This window comes from Enterococcus sp. AZ149, assembly GCF_051714285.1.
GTDB lineage: Bacteria > Bacillota > Bacilli > Lactobacillales > Enterococcaceae > Enterococcus_D > Enterococcus_D entomosocium.
This window is the reverse complement of the sequence record NZ_JBIORO010000001.1, coordinates 1077501-1093915: the sequence shown is the minus strand read 5'-3', so window position 1 is coordinate 1093915 and position 16415 is coordinate 1077501. Positions and strand designations below refer to the sequence as shown.

The 16415-nt window shown below is 42.9% G+C and carries 15 protein-coding genes and 2 tRNA genes (1 of these 17 only partly in view); 4 read left to right on the top strand and 13 right to left on the bottom strand.

What is annotated here, in order from left to right:
- Nucleotides 1-193 precede the first annotated feature (193 nt).
- Genes IGI94_RS05170 through IGI94_RS05160 form a run of 3 tightly spaced genes read left to right on the top strand, consistent with a single transcriptional unit; the run spans nucleotide 194 to nucleotide 2927 of the window.
- Complete coding sequence (locus tag IGI94_RS05170; RefSeq protein WP_086332194.1) at nucleotides 194-1171, top strand: ABC transporter substrate-binding protein; 978 nt, start codon at nucleotides 194-196, stop codon at nucleotides 1169-1171.
- 29 nt (nucleotides 1172-1200) lie between these two features.
- Nucleotides 1201-2121, top strand: a complete 921-nt coding sequence (locus IGI94_RS05165; protein ID WP_438899517.1) for an ABC transporter permease — start codon at nucleotides 1201-1203, stop codon at nucleotides 2119-2121.
- On the top strand, nucleotides 2121-2927 hold the full coding sequence (locus tag IGI94_RS05160; RefSeq protein WP_005237149.1) for an ABC transporter ATP-binding protein: 807 nt from the start codon (nucleotides 2121-2123) through the stop codon (nucleotides 2925-2927). Before IGI94_RS05165 ends, IGI94_RS05160 begins: the two co-directional genes overlap by 1 nt.
- 75 nt (nucleotides 2928-3002) lie before the next feature.
- Here IGI94_RS05160 and IGI94_RS05155 read toward each other — a convergent pair whose 3' ends face one another.
- The 10 genes from IGI94_RS05155 to arcA all read right to left on the bottom strand — a co-directional run bounded on the left by IGI94_RS05155 (nucleotide 3003) and on the right by arcA (nucleotide 13134).
- Nucleotides 3003-3647: a V-type ATP synthase subunit D gene (locus tag IGI94_RS05155; RefSeq protein WP_016613064.1), complete on the bottom strand. Its 645-nt coding sequence runs from the start codon at nucleotides 3645-3647 to the stop codon at nucleotides 3003-3005.
- The gene (locus tag IGI94_RS05150) at nucleotides 3647-5035 is read right to left on the bottom strand and encodes a V-type ATP synthase subunit B (RefSeq protein ID WP_005237151.1); all 1389 of its coding nucleotides are present in this window, start codon (nucleotides 5033-5035) and stop codon (nucleotides 3647-3649) included. The genes IGI94_RS05155 and IGI94_RS05150 overlap by 1 nt, the downstream gene beginning before the upstream one ends.
- On the bottom strand, nucleotides 5035-6810 hold the full coding sequence (locus IGI94_RS05145; RefSeq protein ID WP_008380990.1) for a V-type ATP synthase subunit A: 1776 nt from the start codon (nucleotides 6808-6810) through the stop codon (nucleotides 5035-5037). Before IGI94_RS05145 ends, IGI94_RS05150 begins: the two co-directional genes overlap by 1 nt.
- Before the next feature lie 31 nt (nucleotides 6811-6841).
- A complete protein-coding gene (locus tag IGI94_RS05140; RefSeq protein ID WP_005237155.1) occupies nucleotides 6842-7156 on the bottom strand; it encodes a V-type ATP synthase subunit F in 315 nt (104 codons plus the stop codon).
- Nucleotides 7149-8150: a V-type ATP synthase subunit C gene (locus IGI94_RS05135; protein ID WP_005237156.1), complete on the bottom strand. Its 1002-nt coding sequence runs from the start codon at nucleotides 8148-8150 to the stop codon at nucleotides 7149-7151. The genes IGI94_RS05140 and IGI94_RS05135 overlap by 8 nt, the downstream gene beginning before the upstream one ends.
- Nucleotides 8151-8164: 14 nt before the next feature.
- Nucleotides 8165-8755, bottom strand: a complete 591-nt coding sequence (locus tag IGI94_RS05130; RefSeq protein ID WP_061053898.1) for a V-type ATP synthase subunit E — start codon at nucleotides 8753-8755, stop codon at nucleotides 8165-8167.
- Between the two features lie 16 nt (nucleotides 8756-8771).
- A complete protein-coding gene (locus IGI94_RS05125) occupies nucleotides 8772-9245 on the bottom strand; it encodes a V-type ATP synthase subunit K (RefSeq protein ID WP_005237160.1) in 474 nt (157 codons plus the stop codon).
- The gene (locus IGI94_RS05120) at nucleotides 9229-11220 is read right to left on the bottom strand and encodes a V-type ATP synthase subunit I (RefSeq protein ID WP_438899516.1); all 1992 of its coding nucleotides are present in this window, start codon (nucleotides 11218-11220) and stop codon (nucleotides 9229-9231) included. Before IGI94_RS05120 ends, IGI94_RS05125 begins: the two co-directional genes overlap by 17 nt.
- Nucleotides 11221-11532, bottom strand: coding sequence for a hypothetical protein (locus IGI94_RS05115; RefSeq protein ID WP_438899515.1), 312 nt, complete (start codon nucleotides 11530-11532; stop codon nucleotides 11221-11223). It abuts the gene before it with no gap.
- A gap of 384 nt (nucleotides 11533-11916) precedes the next feature.
- Nucleotides 11917-13134 carry an arginine deiminase gene (gene arcA / locus IGI94_RS05110; protein WP_008380978.1) on the bottom strand — a complete coding sequence of 406 codons (1218 nt, stop codon included), beginning with the start codon at nucleotides 13132-13134 and terminating at the stop codon, nucleotides 11917-11919.
- A 431-nt stretch (nucleotides 13135-13565) separates the two neighbouring features.
- Here arcA and IGI94_RS05105 point away from each other — a divergent pair, with 431 nt between their 5' ends.
- Nucleotides 13566-15563, top strand: coding sequence for a beta-galactosidase (locus IGI94_RS05105; RefSeq protein WP_438899514.1), 1998 nt, complete (start codon nucleotides 13566-13568; stop codon nucleotides 15561-15563).
- A 63-nt stretch (nucleotides 15564-15626) separates the two neighbouring features.
- Here the strand turns inward: IGI94_RS05105 and IGI94_RS05100 are convergent, their stop codons facing one another.
- From IGI94_RS05100 to IGI94_RS05090, 3 genes are all read right to left on the bottom strand, one after another.
- Complete coding sequence (locus IGI94_RS05100) at nucleotides 15627-16136, bottom strand: HIT family protein (protein ID WP_087664366.1); 510 nt, start codon at nucleotides 16134-16136, stop codon at nucleotides 15627-15629.
- Nucleotides 16137-16284: 148 nt separating this feature from the next.
- Nucleotides 16285-16369 (bottom strand) — tRNA-Leu (locus tag IGI94_RS05095).
- Nucleotides 16370-16396: 27 nt separating this feature from the next.
- A tRNA-Cys gene (locus tag IGI94_RS05090) sits at nucleotides 16397-16415 on the bottom strand (it continues 52 nt past the right edge of the window).

Below are 16415 nucleotides of genomic sequence, written 5' to 3'. Positions count from 1 at the left end.
GAGTTTTGTTTGTATCTATGATGGCTAAAGCATTTTAACTTGAACTTGCAGCCATGTAGAAAATCTTCTAAATGGTTGCCAATATACGTTTACGCTTGGTATAGGATCGAATCCATTTAGACGATTGTCTGAATGGATTTTTTTGTTCAGGTAAACCCCAATTAAAAAAGAAACGTTTATAGGAGGAGTTACAATGAAAATGAAAAAATGGATCACAACTGGATTATTAACGGCTTCACTACTGGCACTGGCAGCTTGTGGGGAATCAAACAATGCTTCTGAGGGAAACGACGGATCAAAAACAGTCGGTGTCTTGCAACTCGTGGAACATGGCTCCTTGAATGCCGCCTACGAAGGATTTAAAGAAGGCTTAGCAGAAGCGGGCTACACAGAAGGTGAAAACCTGATGATCGAATACCAAAATGCGCAAAACAGTCAAGACAACTTAAAAAGTATGAGCGAACGCCTAGTGAATGCCAACCCTGATCTTTTATTGGGCATCGCTACGCCTGCTGCTGTTTCGTTAGCAAATGAAACCACTGATACCCCAATCGTGGTTACCGCAGTTACTGACTTAGTTGGGGCAAAATTAGCCGACTCAAATGAAGAACCCGGTCGCAACATCACCGGTACGTCAGACATGGTACCCATTGAGCAGCAGATCAATTTGCTGTTAAGCATCGTCCCTGACGCCAAGACGATCGGCATTATGTATAATGCAGGTGAAGCTAACTCGAAAATTCAAGCAGACTTGGCAGAAGAAGCCTTAAAAGCTGCTGGAGTCGACGTTAAAGTATTGACCGCCAATACCACCAATGATGTGCAGCAAGTGACCACTAGCCTGGCAAAAGATGTCGATGGCATTTATATTCCAACAGATAATACCTTTGCCTCTGCTGCTGCAATCGTCGGTGAAGTGGCGAAAGAAACCAAAACACCGATCGTCGCAGGTTCCGTGGAACAAGTCGATGATGGAGCTCTAGCAACTTATGGTATTGACTATAAATCACTAGGCATTCAAACAGGAAAACTAGCAGCAAAAATTTTAGATGGCGATGCAGAACCAGCTACCACACCCGTTGAAACAGCGGAGAATTTAGAGTTAGTCGTCAATGAAGAAATGGCTGCAGCTTTAGGGATTGATCCTGCCAGCATCACTGCCCCAGAATAACCATACTATTTTAGATTTGAGGAAATCATATGAATTTAGTCGACACGTTCTTACTATTACTACAATCTGCCACCTCTCAAGGGATCCTTTGGGCATTGCTGGCAATCGGAGTATTTTTGACCTTCCGTATTCTGGATATCGCTGATTTAACTGCAGAAGGAAGTTTTCCATTAGGTGCAGGGATCGCTGCAATCAGTATTACGAATGGCGTCTCCCCCATACTAGCCAGTTTGATGGGCTTTGGCGGTGGCATGTTAGCCGGCTTGGTATCCGGACTACTGCATACAAAACTAAAGATCCCAGCCTTGTTGGCCGGGATCATCACGATGACTGGGCTTTATTCCATCACAAATCGTGTGATGGGTGCTCCCAACATTGCCTTGTTAGGACAAGACACGGTCTTCACCCAATTTCAAGCAATGGGTCTGACCAAAAACAATGCCGTGATTCTTGCGGGCTTTCTCTTCGCAGCTATCGTCATTTTGTGCTTGTTCCTCTTTTTCCGTACAGAGATCGGCTTAGCATTGCGCGCAACAGGCGATAATTTAGCTATGAGTGAAGCCAACGGCATCAACACCGATAATATGAAGATCATCGGTTACATGATCTCTAACGGCTGTATCGCCCTTTCAGGTGCTCTTTTAGCCCAAAACAACGGTTTTGCTGACCTAAACTCCGGAATCGGTACGATCGTGATTGGCTTAGCATCGATCATTATTGCAGAAGTTTTATTTGCCAATAAATCTTTGCTTTTGCGGTTGATCACCATCGTGATTGGAGCGATCGTTTATCGCTTTATCCTGGCCGTCGTTTTCGAGTTCAATGTCGAAGCCAATGATATCAAACTGGCATCCGCAATCGTCTTAGTCATCTGCCTCTCGTTACCGCAGCTTCGTTCAAAACTAGTACTTAAAAAGATGCTGCCAAAAACCAAAGGAGGCCAATCCTAATGACTTCAGTCTTAACAATCGAAAATCTACACCAAACCTTTGAAAAAGGGACGATCAATGAGAACCATGTCTTGCGAGGCATTGACCTGACGATGAATGCCGGAGATTTTATCACGATCATCGGTGGCAATGGTGCCGGAAAATCGACCCTTTTAAACAGTATTGCAGGAACGATCCCAACAGAACAAGGAAAAATCACCTTAGATGGGAAAGACATCACCCGTTTATCCGTTACGAAACGCTCAAAGGATATTAGCCGAGTCTTTCAAGATCCACGTATGGGGACAGCGGTTCGTTTGACTGTTGAAGAAAACTTAGCACTTGCTTACAAACGGGGCCAAGTCCGAGGGTTTGCGACAGGCGTCAAAGCAAAAAATCGCGCGTTTTTCCAAGAAAAATTAGCCAGTCTAAACTTAGGCTTAGAAAATCGTCTTTCTGCCGAGATCGGTTTGTTATCAGGCGGACAGCGTCAAGCGATTACCCTCTTGATGGCAACGTTGCAACAACCTAAATTGATTTTATTAGATGAACATACCGCTGCCCTAGATCCAAAAACCTCGTTGACTGTCATGGCATTGACCGATCAATTGATTCGTTCACAGCAGTTGACGGCCTTCATGGTTACTCATGATATGGAAGATGCCATTCGCTATGGCAATCGCCTGATCATGCTTCATCAAGGCAAGATCGTCGTGGATATTGCCGGTGAGCAAAAGCAACATTTAACCGTCCCTGAATTGATGGAAATGTTCCATCAAAATAGCGGTGCTGAATTAAAAGATGACCAACTGCTCTTACGCTCTTAACAAGCAAAAAGACACGTAGAAAGGAACCCCCTTCTACGTGCCTTTTTTGATTCTTCCAAATGATTGGCAAAATCCTTACTTTGCTTCATTTTCCGCAATGATATCTGTGACCTTCATCAAGCGGGTCAATGTTGCTCGTTCGTCTTCTGCCAGATTGCTTTCGATGTATTGAATGGTTTCCGTCAGCTTGGGAATCGTCATATACTCTAACGCATTGACTCTTCGCCTCGTCCGCTCGATCTCATTGGCCATCAGTTGACAGGTTTTCTCGATTTCGGCCAACTGAAGCATCACTGGCAGCATCTGATCAAGATGAGACAACGAGAGATCCAGCTCACTGGTGGTACTTACAAAACCGTAGGAAAAGTCATCATCGGAGCTCTCTTCTTCGTAAACAGGATTTAACACTGGCACATCCATATTCATGATGGTCCGACTTTGTACATCTAGGGTCACTTTATTTAAAGGGATCATAAATGCTTCTTGCAAAACGACATCGGGAATACTACTAGAAGCCAGCACATACTCTTCCATCCCTGCTTGCAGCGCAGTTTCCATTTTTTTACGAAGCTTCTGGTTTTTCTTTACTAGCTGAATGAATTGGCGCACCAGCTCATCTTGCTTGTCTTTCAATAATTTGTGACCACGGGTTGCCGTCGTCAGCCGTTTTTTCAAACGACTTAGTTCCATCCGAGTTGGATTGACATTTAAGATCGCCATTAAGAACTCACATCCTCGTCCGTTGGGTAATAGGCGTCGATAAATTCTTCTTTGATACGGCTCAACTCTTGTTTTGGCAAGGTAGCTAATAGCTTCCAGCCTAAATCTAACGTTTCTTCAATCGTCCGGTTGGTTTCAAATCCCTGGTTGACATACTCTTTTTCGAAAAGATCTGCAAAACGCGCGTACTTTTTATCAAGATCAGACAAGGCAGACTCTCCTAAAACGATCGATAACTCTTTGGCAGCTTTCCCATCGGAATAGGCGGCATAAATTTGATTCATCGTTGCCGCATGATCTGCACGGGTCTTACCTTCTCCCGTTCCTTTGTCCTTCAACCGAGAAAGACTTGGCAAAATATCCACTGGCGGATTGATATTGCGTTTGTAAAGGTCCCGCGACAAAATGATTTGTCCTTCTGTGATATAGCCAGTCAAATCAGGAATCGGGTGGGTTTTATCGCCATCTGGCATCGTTAAGATCGGAATCTGTGTAACCGATCCTTCTTTGCCCATCAAACGTCCTGCCCGTTCATACAGTGTAGCTAAGTTGGTGTATAGATACCCTGGGTAGCCGCGACGTCCCGGAACTTCTCGGCGGGCAGCGGAGATTTCTCGCAATGCTTCGCAATAGTTCGTCATATCGGTCATGATCACTAAGACGTGCATGCCTTTTTCAAAAGCCAAATACTCTGCTGCAGTCAATGCCATCTTAGGAGTAGCGATCCGTTCGATTGCTGGATCGTTGGCAAGGTTCATAAACAAAACAGATCGATCTAATGCACCGGTTTTGCGGAATTCATCCACGAAAAATTCAGCTTCTTCAAACGGAATCCCAATTGCTGCGAAGACGATCGCAAAATTGCCTTCTTGGCTGGGTACTGTTGCTTGTCGTGCGATTTGAGCAGCGATCTCTTTATGAGGCAAACCAGAAGCAGAAAAGATTGGTAATTTTTGTCCACGAACTAATGTATTTAAATGATCGATCGTTGAGATCCCAGTTTGGATAAATTCATCCGGGAAGTCCCGTGCCATCGGATTGATGGCTTCACCGTTTACATCGATGCGTTTTTCGGGCAAGATTCTCGGGCCATTATCTTTTGGTTTTCCTAAACCGTCAAAAACCCGACCCATCATATCTAGAGAAACCCCTAAAGTTAAACCAGTTCCTAGAAACCTTGCTTTGCTTTCTTCAGCACTCAAATTACTGGTACCTTCAAATACTTGGACAACAGCATTGTCATCACTGACTTCCAGTACTTGACCTTGACGGATCTCGCCTGTGTCCATGCGGACCTCAACGAGTTCGTCGAATTTAACGCCTCGAACATTTTCGACCACCATTAAAGGGCCGGCAATTTCGGAAACTGTACGATATTCTTTTAACATCAATGAACACCTCCAGTTTCAATGATTCGTTGTAACTTTTCTTTGATGTCATGCTTGATCGTATCCAAGCGGGTCAATTCTTCTTCAGGAATGTATTTGCTGCGGGCGATGCGCTCACGCAGATCAACCGTTCCTTTTGTGATCTCATCTAAGTAAGCACCTAGCTGCAGTGCACGTTGGGCTTGTTCATTAAAGTAAAGAATATTCTCCAACATTTTGAACTGCTTATTGCGAGATGTATACGTGTCAACGTCATCAAAGGCGTTTTGCTGCAAGTAATCTTGTCTCAAAGAACGGGCTGTCATCATTGTCAAACGGTCTCTTTGAGAAAGAGAATCCATCCCTACCAATTGAACGATTTCTTCTAAACGGCTTTCTTCTTGGAGAATCGCCATTGATTCATTGACTAGCTCCGACCAGCGATCGCCTAATAATTGATCTAAATAAGAATTGATTTGATCTTCGTAAAGGGAATAGGAATTCATCCAGTTGATGGAAGGAAAATGCCGTTTTTGCGCCAGCATACTATCCAATGCCCAGAAGACTTTCACGATTCGTAAGGTATTTTGGGTGACCGGTTCTGAGATGTCTCCACCAGCAGGTGAAACCGCACCAATTGCGGTAATGCTTCCTTCCCGAGGTTGTGTGCCTAATGAATGGAAACGCCCTGCTCGCTCATAGTATTCCGCAATTCGACTTCCAAGGTACGCCGGATAGCCTTCATCTCCTGGGATCTCTTGCAATCGTCCACTCATTTCCCGCAGCGCTTCTGCCCAACGTGATGTTGAGTCTGCCATGATAGCAACACTATAGCCCATGTCACGGTAATATTCTGCAATCGTGATTCCTGTATAGATTGAGGCTTCCCGAGCAGCAACTGGCATATTCGACGTATTGGCGATCAAGACCGTTCGTTCCATGATGGACTTGCCGGTATTTGGGTCGATCAGTTCAGGAAATTCATTCATAACATCCCGCATTTCATTGCCTCGCTCGCCACAGCCGACATAGACAACGATATCCACATCCGACCATTTAGCAATTTGGTGCTGAACAACCGTTTTTCCGGCACCAAATGGTCCGGGAACGGCAGCTGAGCCGCCTTTTGCCACTGGAAAATAGGTGTCGATGACGCGCTGACCAGTGACCAGCGGTTCGCCTGGATTTAATTTAGCAGTAACGGGACGTGGTTGACGAACCGGCCATTTCTGAACCATCGTCAAGTTTTTTTCACCCTCAATGGTTTCTAAGACACAGATCACTTCAGTAATAGCAAAATTCCCTACCATGATTTCTTTGACGGTTCCTTCATAGTTTGGTGGCACCATGATCTTATGCTCGATCACCGATGTTTCTTGTACTGAACCTAAAATGTCGCCACCTTGTACGGTATCACCGACTTGTACTTGAGGGACAAAGGTCCATTTCTTTTGGCGATTCAGTGGATCGATGGTAACCCCTCGTTCCAAAAAATCACTTTCTGTTTGCGACATAAACGTATCTAATGGTCGTTGGATCCCATCAAACATCTGAGTCAACAAACCTGGTGCTAGTTCGACAGACAATGGTGCGCCTGTCGTTTCCACGGGCTCGCCTGGTCCGATTCCCGCTGTTTCTTCGTATACTTGGATCGAAACCAGCCCTTTTTTGATCTCAATGATCTCACCGATAAGGCCCTTGTCACTGACTTTGCAGATTTCGTGGATTTTTGCGCCACTTAATCCTGAGGCGGTGACCAGTGGTCCCGATACTTTTTCAATTGTGCCAAATGCCACATTTATTCCTCCTAGCTGGCTGACTTGTCTGTTATGAATCTAATATATTCATTCCTACCGCTTTTTCCACATTTTGCTGAATTCGTGCCATGCCGATCCCTAAACTACCCGTACTACTTGGAATCGGAATGATCGCTGGTGTCGGTGCTTCTTCATAGCGGCGAACGATCGGTTCTAATTGTTCGATCAGTCGCTCAGTCAAAAAGATTACCCCATAGGCTTCAGCCATTTCTTCTAGTTGTTGGGCGGCTTCATCCAAATCGCTGACTGGAAAGATGTCGATCCCTAGCCCTTTGAAAGGCAAGATCGAGTTCTTACCACCCATCATTGCTATTTTTTTATGCATAACTATCACGCACCCGACTTCTTAAAATCTCTTCCGGCACCTTATTGATTTTCCCAATCAGGAGAATACGCAAGTTCTTGCTTTCAATTTCCTTGGCGTACAAGTACCCTGCCAATGCTGAAGGGCCAAAAGGAACAATTTTATGTTCTTTGAGCTTCGCCATTAGAAAATTGTCTTTGCGTATATCAAAGGTATTCAAGGTCTTCTTCTCTACCAACTCTTCATAGCTGTGATTGATCAGTTCTTTATAAGGAGTCCCTTGTAAATATGCCACAAATGCCTCAAGGGAAGTCGTGATCTCAGCTAACAATTCTTTTGCAGGTAGGTTTCCATGATCGGCTAAAACTGCGCTGATAAAGCCGCGCTTGCGTTTCATCGCGTAACTGCGCAACGTTGTTGAAATGTTGAAAATATCGATTTGTCGACGAATCAAGCTTTGCAGCAGATCGTCGTCGTATTCTTTGCCAATCGTCCACAATTGTTCCCAATAGTGGTTATCAAAGATGATGTCGATCGATTGGACCTCATGGTAGTTCTCAATATAAGAGAAGACTTCTTCCACACAATCAACCATCTCTTTGGCAACAAGATTGCTTTTTCTGGTCTTGACCAGATCCTTAAGGACGGAAAGCGGCTGGGTACCAATTGGGACAAGATATTCAGAAAAATCTTCTTGCATGTACGCCGCTTTTACCAAGACTTTCAGATTTTGATAGTCATATTTCAAAGCAAAGAAATCAACGATCGCTTTTTCCGGTGTCAGCTGATACATCGTGTCGTATACCCGTTTCAACTCCGCCATCAACACATGTTCAAAGTCGTGTACACGATCATCCTCGTTGATGAAGTCACCATAAACCGTTTCTTGCAACATACCGTAGATTTCTTCTGCGCTAGCAGCCGAGAGCATCCGCTCATAGCGGCTGCGATCGAATAATTGCGATTCATACGTCCGAATTCTCGTATTTAAGGTATTGTATTTGATGTCATTCATCTGTTTGCACCTGCTTACTGTTCAAAAATCAATTGCAGTAACGTATTGCTTAACTCTTCTTTGTTGGCTTCTAGTAGCGCATCAAAAGTAAAATTCAACTCGATCGCTTCTTGTCGCAACAAAAAGCCACCCTTACGAGGGATCGTTTTATTTACCAGTTTCAGCTGAACATCTGGGGCAGATGCCTGCAATTTAGCGAGGAGCTCCTCATCCACTAAATGGCGGGTCTTCTCACCTAAAAGCAACTCAACCTCACCAGTTAACCTTGCATTCGCCAAGCCATTAGCGATAAACGCATAAAATGCTGCTTGATCCATCGTATTTAAACGGGTCAAAGCCTCAGTAAACAGCTCATCTAAGACCGACTGCTTTGCTGCCAAGACCTTGTTTCTTGATTGAATATGCACATCTGAGATTTCCAAATACATCGCCGCACGTTTTTCTTTTTCATAAAAAGCTAACCGCTCACTAAGCTCTTTTTCTAATTGCGTTCGCTTCAAGTTTTCTTGATTTTCACTTTCTTTTTTCGCTTCTTTGATTTGCAGCTGGTATTTCTTTTCCGCATCAGCGGTTATTTTGTCAGTTAAACGTGTAATATCAGACATTCACTTTTCCCTCCTCTTAATTCAAGACAAGCAAGAAGGAAATAACGAACCCTAAAATACAATACGTTTCCATCATCGCTACCAAGATAATTCCTTTGGTCACATGTTCTGGTTTTTTGGCTAAAATCTGCATCGCAGCACTTGCGGCACGTCCTTGCCATTTTCCGGCTACGATCGCTGTTAATGCGATTGGCAATGAAGCAATAAACAAGTACAATCCGCGATCGAATGAGAGCGAACCGCTGATTTGACCAAAGATCATGAAGGAAATTACGAACCCGTATAACCCCTGAGTACTAGACAGCAACTCTAAGATCAACGCTTGTCCGAATTTCTCTGGCTGCTCTGAGATCAAGCCTGACGCTGCTTCACTGGTCATCCCAACACCAATCGTTGATCCGATACCGCCGCAAATCGTTGCGGTCGCTACACCTAAAGCTGCAAAAACAATTCCACCATTTTCGTAAAAGAAACTAATCCAATTTTCCATTATTGTCCTCCTGTAACTTCTCTTCTGAGATGATCTCTACATAGTTTTCATTTGATTTGAAGGGGTCAAAGGCACGTCCGCCCCCCGTAAAGAATTTTCCAAAATACTCTAAATACTGCAAACGGATACCATGAACATACGCACTAAGGTAACTTAAGAAAATATTTAGGCCATGCAATGCCACAAATAATAAGATACCAACCGTAAACCGGGCTGCTGGCGGCAGGTAGCTGATGATCAAGTTGAAGGCTGAGGCGATACTTCCGCCGGCAACCCCTAACGCCATCAGACGGGTGTAACTGATCAAGTCACCAACATAATTGGTCACATCCATCAATCCGTACAATCCAGAACCGATTTTTCCTGCTAAGGTTTTACCTTCTAAACTGCCTCCGATGGCCACTGCTAATAGACTGGCAGCGATCATTACGATCCCAATCATTTGTAACGGTGTGTCAGGGAAAAGCAGCATTCCTGCGGCAACAAAAGCCACACTGATCAAAAAGACGATCCATGAACCGGCTTGGAACATCGCAGCCAGTTTCTGGTCTTTTTTCTTCCATAGAATATAGAATTTCAGCGCCAAACCAAACATGATCTGGATGTACCCAAAGATCACGGATAAGACTAAGATCTGGTTGACATCATCCTGGGCAGACAACAGTTGGAATGAGAATTCAAATCCGAAGAAGTTGCCATAGATCAAGCCCCAAATAATCGTGGGGATCGAGCATAACTGAAAGAGGGTCAAGTTTTGTTCCAGCCCTTTGCTGAGGTGGAACAGCTTTTTCCCAAGAAACGTCGCCAGAAACAAAAGCAAACCATAGCCAAAATCGGCAACCATCATCCCGAATGCCACCATATAAAAAGGCGCCATAAATGGTGTCGGATCTAACTCGTCATATTGCGGCAAGCTGTACATCCGAACAAGTCCTTCAAAAGGTTTGATCCAACGTGCGTTTTCTAATAAAATCGGCACATTACTAATCTCTTTTTCCGTCACTTCTTGGTATTCGAGGTAATAGTTATCCGAGGTTCCTTTTTTGATGCGTTTTTCTAATTCGGCCGTTCCATCAACAGGAACCCAGCCAGAAAGCGAGACCGCATGAGTAGAACGTAAAAGCATCTTATTGCTTTTTAAGCGGGTGATTGCTCCATCTAAATACTCGGCAACGATCCGCAAAGTTTCTTGCTCGTTTGTCATTGCACGAAGAGAGGCTTTGATCTCTTTTTCTTCATCAATTAAACGTTGGGATTTTTCTTTCATCGTTTGCAGATCTTCTTCTGGGATGCCCTCATAAGGGTAGATGTATTGCTCAAAGGCTACTTTTTTAAGAAGTGAAGTTACTTTTTCTTTTACATCTTTGTGGAAAAGGACCAGTAAATAAGTGGTTGTTTGTGATTGATAAACAGTTTCCACATAGACGAGCGGCAGCTTCTCACTGTTCGTCGTGAAGTCAGTCATTTCAGAAGTGGGAATCGAACCTAGCAAGCCACCTGATTTTTTTAATTCCTTTAAAACCGCTGGACGCTCTTTAAAATACTTCCAAATCGACAGCTCTGCTTCTTGTGCTAATACATCGCGTTTTTCTTGATCGATCAAGCGAAGACGTTTGTCTTGTTTACGAAGGGTCTGGCATAATTCTTGCCAGGGATAGGTGTGGGCTGTTTCAGCCAATTCTTGAAGGGTATATTTTTTGATTGGTTGCCGCAGTTGTGCCAGCATTCCTTTTTTGGGTACATATTCTTCTAAAAAATTTAAGCTCCAGTTGACTTGACCAAACTGGTTCTCCATTTCTTCTTCAGACTGTTCCTCGCGAACCGGTGTCAAAACACCCGTCGTTTCTTCAGAATCGTAGTATTTCTCCGAAGAAAGCAGTTCTACGCCCTGAAAGTCTTGCAGCTGCTCTAAAACAGCTTCTTTCTGATCGTAAAAGGTCAACAGACTGAACTTTTGCATTTTTGCAATTGCCATTTATGTCACAACCTTATTTATTATTATTGCCAATGCTTCTTCCTTTAACTCATTAGGGATCGTTCGTAGTGTTTCCACTTCTGCTTTCGTTTTAGCCATGAGCGGTTCTTTTGACTGTGTTAACTCAGCTGCGATTTTTTGATTGATTGCTTCTTTTTGTTGGGCTTCTTTTTCTGCTAACTCTTTTTTAAACGCCTTCAACAGTTCTTCGCGTTCTTGTGCCAATTGTTTTTTTTCTGCTTCCGCTTCTTGGTTTTTATTTTCAGCAAATTGCTCTGCTTCTTGTAATAATCGAATTGCATCTACTGCCATTTTCTCACCTGCTTTCCCTTTTTTTCCGCAAAAAAAACCACTACAAATCAAGCATATGGCATTCGCTGATCGTAGGGTGTCAAAAATCAATAAGTGGCAAATACCTTCACCTATTTCCGTTTTCTAATATAACCGTACCATAAATTTAGCGATAGAACAAGGTTCCTAGCGTTTTTTTATAGTCTTTACATATAAAAGTCACAAAAATTACACATTTTCACAAAAAGAAATCCTTTTCAATTTATAGGGGGTTAAATGATGACAAAAAAGAAAGATTAGAAACAGAATTCCGTTTCAAATCTTTCTTTTATTTTTCTCTCTTCTATTTCTTAACTTTCATAATTTCAAAGCAAAAATCCGTAATTAAAATAACAAAGATTCGTCCTACTCACGAATAAATGGCATACTCATACAGCGTGGACCTCCACGTCCGCGAACCAATTCACTTCCTGAGATCTCATTCAACTTGACGCCTGCCTCTTTTAACAACCCGTTGGTGATGGTATTGCGGTCATAGACCACGACTTCCCCTGGGGCGATCGCCAATGTATTGGAACCATCATTCCATTGTTCTCTGGCTGCTGCCGCTAAGTCGTCACCACCACAGCGAATCAAGTGTACTTCAGGCAAATCTAAATAACGGCAAAGAATGTTTTCCAACGTATCTTTTTCCTCATATACTCGCACACCGTCCTTGTGTTTAGTGATTGAATACAGCGAAAGTTCTCCCTCGATTTCTGGATGGATCGTGAACTTATCATGATCCACCATCGTAAAGACCGTATCTAAGTGCATAAATTTTCGTTCTTCACCAATATTAAATGCCAAGATATGTTCAAAACTCGGTTCTGTAGCAAAAATCGTTTCGGCAATTTTTTCGATAGAAGCAACCTCGGTTCGTTGAGAGATACCGATCGCCACGATTTTATCAGATAAAATCAGCTGATCGCCGCCTTCCATCCGCGTCGTTTCGTCCCGATGATACAAAAAGTTCGTCTCATTGCGGGAAAACATCGGGTGGTGCGTAAAAATTTGTTTTCCGTAGAGGGTTTCTCGTCTTCTCGTTGCAGAATACATTCGATTCAAGGAAACGCTATGACCAATCGTAGCAAACGGATCTCTCGTGAAATACAAGTTTGGCATTGGATCGATCAAAAAAGGATATTCCGTTTCAACGATCGCCGTTAACTTGCTAGCTCTTGGAATTTCTACCTCACTTTTTTTCAAGCCCGCCATCGTATGATCGATAAAGGAGCGATTATCTTTGATCGACAGGAAAAAATTGCGCACTTCGTTGCGAATCTCTTCATCAAGGATCGTTGTCTCATTTAAATAATCTTCTAAAAAAGCTTCTTTGGCACCGGTCGTCGACAATGTCTCTGCAGCAAGATCTTCCAAATAAAGGACTTCCACCCCTCTGTTTCTTAAAGTCTCGGCAAAAAAATCATGCTCTTTTTGTGCTTGGTCTAGAAAAGGAATATCATCGAACAACAAGCGATCAAGATAATCCGGCATCAAGTTTTCCAATTCTGCTCCTGGACGATGCAACAGCACCCGCTTTAAGGGCGCAATCTCAGAAAAGATCTGTATTGGCTGGTTCATGGACTTTTCTCTCCTTCTTGGCAATTTTGTAGAATAACTTATGTCATTCTTTTTTTTGATTCTACATCACATAATTATTCATTTCTTCGACTCATCGTGTTTTTTCTACTCGTGATTCAAAGTTTTTTCGGATCATATAGTTATAAACATGCATTTTAAAAAAAGAAACCCCCGATAAAAAAACAACTAATAAAGAATATAAATTCTAGATACTTTAATTTACCGCCTTTTTCAATTGTATATTTTTGTTAAAAAAACAGCAAGGCAAAAGAACTGGCGGACTATAGCCCTAGTTGCGAAACCAGATTGAACTATCTTTGTTTTTTTGGATCATTTCATGATTTTCAAATGATACCGCTATCAAACAGATGAATATTTGATATGATTCAAGTATCTTGATACTAAAGAAACGTCTATAAAGGAGCGATTTGATGAAAACGCAACGTCAGCTTTACTATGGTGCCGACTACAATCCTGAACAATGGTCTAAAGAAGTCATTCTTGAAGATATGCGCTTAATGAAAGAAGCAGGTGTGAACTATGTAAGTATCAATATTTTTGGCTGGGTCAATCTGCAGCCAGATGAATCCACCTATGATTTTGAATTTCTGGATTGGCTGATGGATCTTTTATATGAAAACAATATCATGATCGACCTAGCCAATGGAACAGCTTCTCCTCCCGCTTGGCTTGTTCAAAAACACCCTGAGATGCTGCCTGTGACCATTCATGGCAATCGACTGGTTCATGGTGCGCGCCAGCACTACTGTCCGACTTCCCCTATCTATCGTCAATATGCCGCCGATTTGTCTGAAGCAGTCGCAAACCGTTATGCTAATCATCCAGGGCTGGTCATGTGGCATATCAATAATGAATATACCTGTCACATCCACGAGTGTTATTGCGATCATTGTCGGAAAAGATTTCAGACATGGTTAGCAGAGAAATATCTGACCATCGCTGGATTGAATGATGCTTGGTCAACGAAGTTTTGGAGTCAATCCTATGGCAGCTGGGAGGAAATTTTCTTACCAGAGGCAATGCCAACCTTCAAAAATCCTGCACAGCAATTAGACTACCGTCGGTTTCTTTCCGACATGAATCTGGAACTTTATCAAATTGAAAAGGCGGCGATCGCAAAATATTCCCATGACATTCCTTATATGACCAATCTTATGGGCTTACACAAATACGTAGATGGATTTAAATGGGCACCTGAAATAGATGTGGTCAGCTGGAATTCGTACCCGAATCCCTTTGAAAAAATCCCTTACCCGCAATTTCTTGCTAACGATTTAACCCGCAGTTTGAAGAAAAAGCCATTCTTGATCATGGAGCAAGCCACAAGCGCTGTTAATTGGCGACAAATCAACGGGGCCAAGACACCCAACCAGTTGCGTCTTTGGAGTTATGAATCGCTAGCTCATGGTGCTGATGGTATCATGTTCTTCCAATGGCGACAGTCTCGTGGCGGTGCGGAAAAATTTCATAGTGCGATGGTGCCTCACGGAGATCCTCAGTCAAGCCGTATCTTTCGTGAATGTGCACAATTAGGCAACGAATTTTCGCAACTATCCGAAATCGTTGGGACGCGCTTCTTGGCTGATGTCGCGGTTGTCTTCGACTGGGAAAATTGGTGGGCGCTGGAATTGGATGCCAAACCAAGAACCTTAAAGTACATTCATCAGTTACGCAGCCTGTATGCCGCGCTAAGGGCGTTAAATTTGAGCGTAGACTTTGTCCATCCTTCCGAATCCCTAGATGGCTATCCTTTAGTGATCGCCCCAAATCTCTATTCAGCACCCGAAGCATTCGGTAAGAAGATCCATGATTACGTGCAACAAGGCGGTATCTTCTTGACCAATTTCTTTAGTGGGATCGTCAATGAAAATGACCAAGTCTATCTTGGGGGCTATCCAGGCTTGTTTAGAGACACATTAGGGATCATTGTAGAAGAGTTTTACCCAATGAAAGCAGCTACCCAGCATCAGATTGACTTTCAAGGTCATCGGAACGACAATTCTCTATGGGAGGAAGTCATTCATCTAAAAGGTGCGAAAGCTTTGGCAACCTTCCAATCCGGTTATTTGACCGATAAGCCCGCCATTACCATGAACCGGATCGACGATGGGTATGCGTATTACGTGGGAACAGAATTGTCTCTTGAAGGACTAACTACATTTTTAGCGACCATTCTGGAAAATCACAAATTAACGACTCATGCCCAGCACTTCTTGGCTGCTCCTACTGAAATCTCCGTTACCTGTCGCAAAGGTGCTGGCTATACACTCGTCTTTTTCTTAAACCATACCGAGCAGACAACAGAAGTGAAGCTGAAAGCCGCTGGAGTAGACCTTCTAACCAAAGAGACCAAACAGTTGACAGTTCTGAAACCAAAAGAAGTCGCAATTCTTAAGTATATTGATTGATCTAAGGAAAGAACCTCCATGAAGCGATCGCTTCATGGAGGTTCTTTTATTGAGGTTACTAGATTAGAAAGGTTCATTAGACAAACGATAGGCATTTTCTAAACAAGAGGCTATCTTTTGTCTTAGCTCTCCATCTCTTTTTTCTGAATAGTGATACTCTGGATTAGTCCAATGGGATTTGTCATACAACCAAACAGGCATTTTTTTCGCTTCGCCGGTTTCCCATTCATAACGGGGAAAAAGATGGGCATGAAGAAAGTTATCGGTATTTCCCAATAGTTCATAATTGATTCTCAATGGAGAACACGACTGTATTATAGCATCTCCTAAAAGAGTCATATCAGTTAAGAAAACCTGTCGCTCATTTAAATCTAGATCATTTAAAGAAGCCACCTCTCTTTTAGGTAATAATACACAATATCCAGGAAGAAATTGGACATCGCCATAAACAGCAAAACTGCCAGACAATTCTTTGATCACCATTGGATTTGTCCCATCTATCGCTGATTCGATTCTATTCTCATACCATTTCAATTTGATCCCCCCTCTTTCCTGTTCCTTGCAGCTATTCATGTAAAAACTATACAAGATTAAGAAAAGGCTTTCAATAGTAACAAAACAAAAAAATCTTTGCTATATGAGTTGTCCTCCAAAATCGTATTTGTAGACTTTTATAAACAAAAAAATGTATCAATCTTATAAAAGACTGATACATCAATGATACCGGCGGCCGGGGTCGAACCGGCACGCCCTCAACGGGCACTGGATTTTGAGTCCAGCGCGTCTGCCAATTCCGCCACGCCGGCATGTTGAAAGGTTAGTATTTAGTACTAAGGCGGTAACCGGATTTGA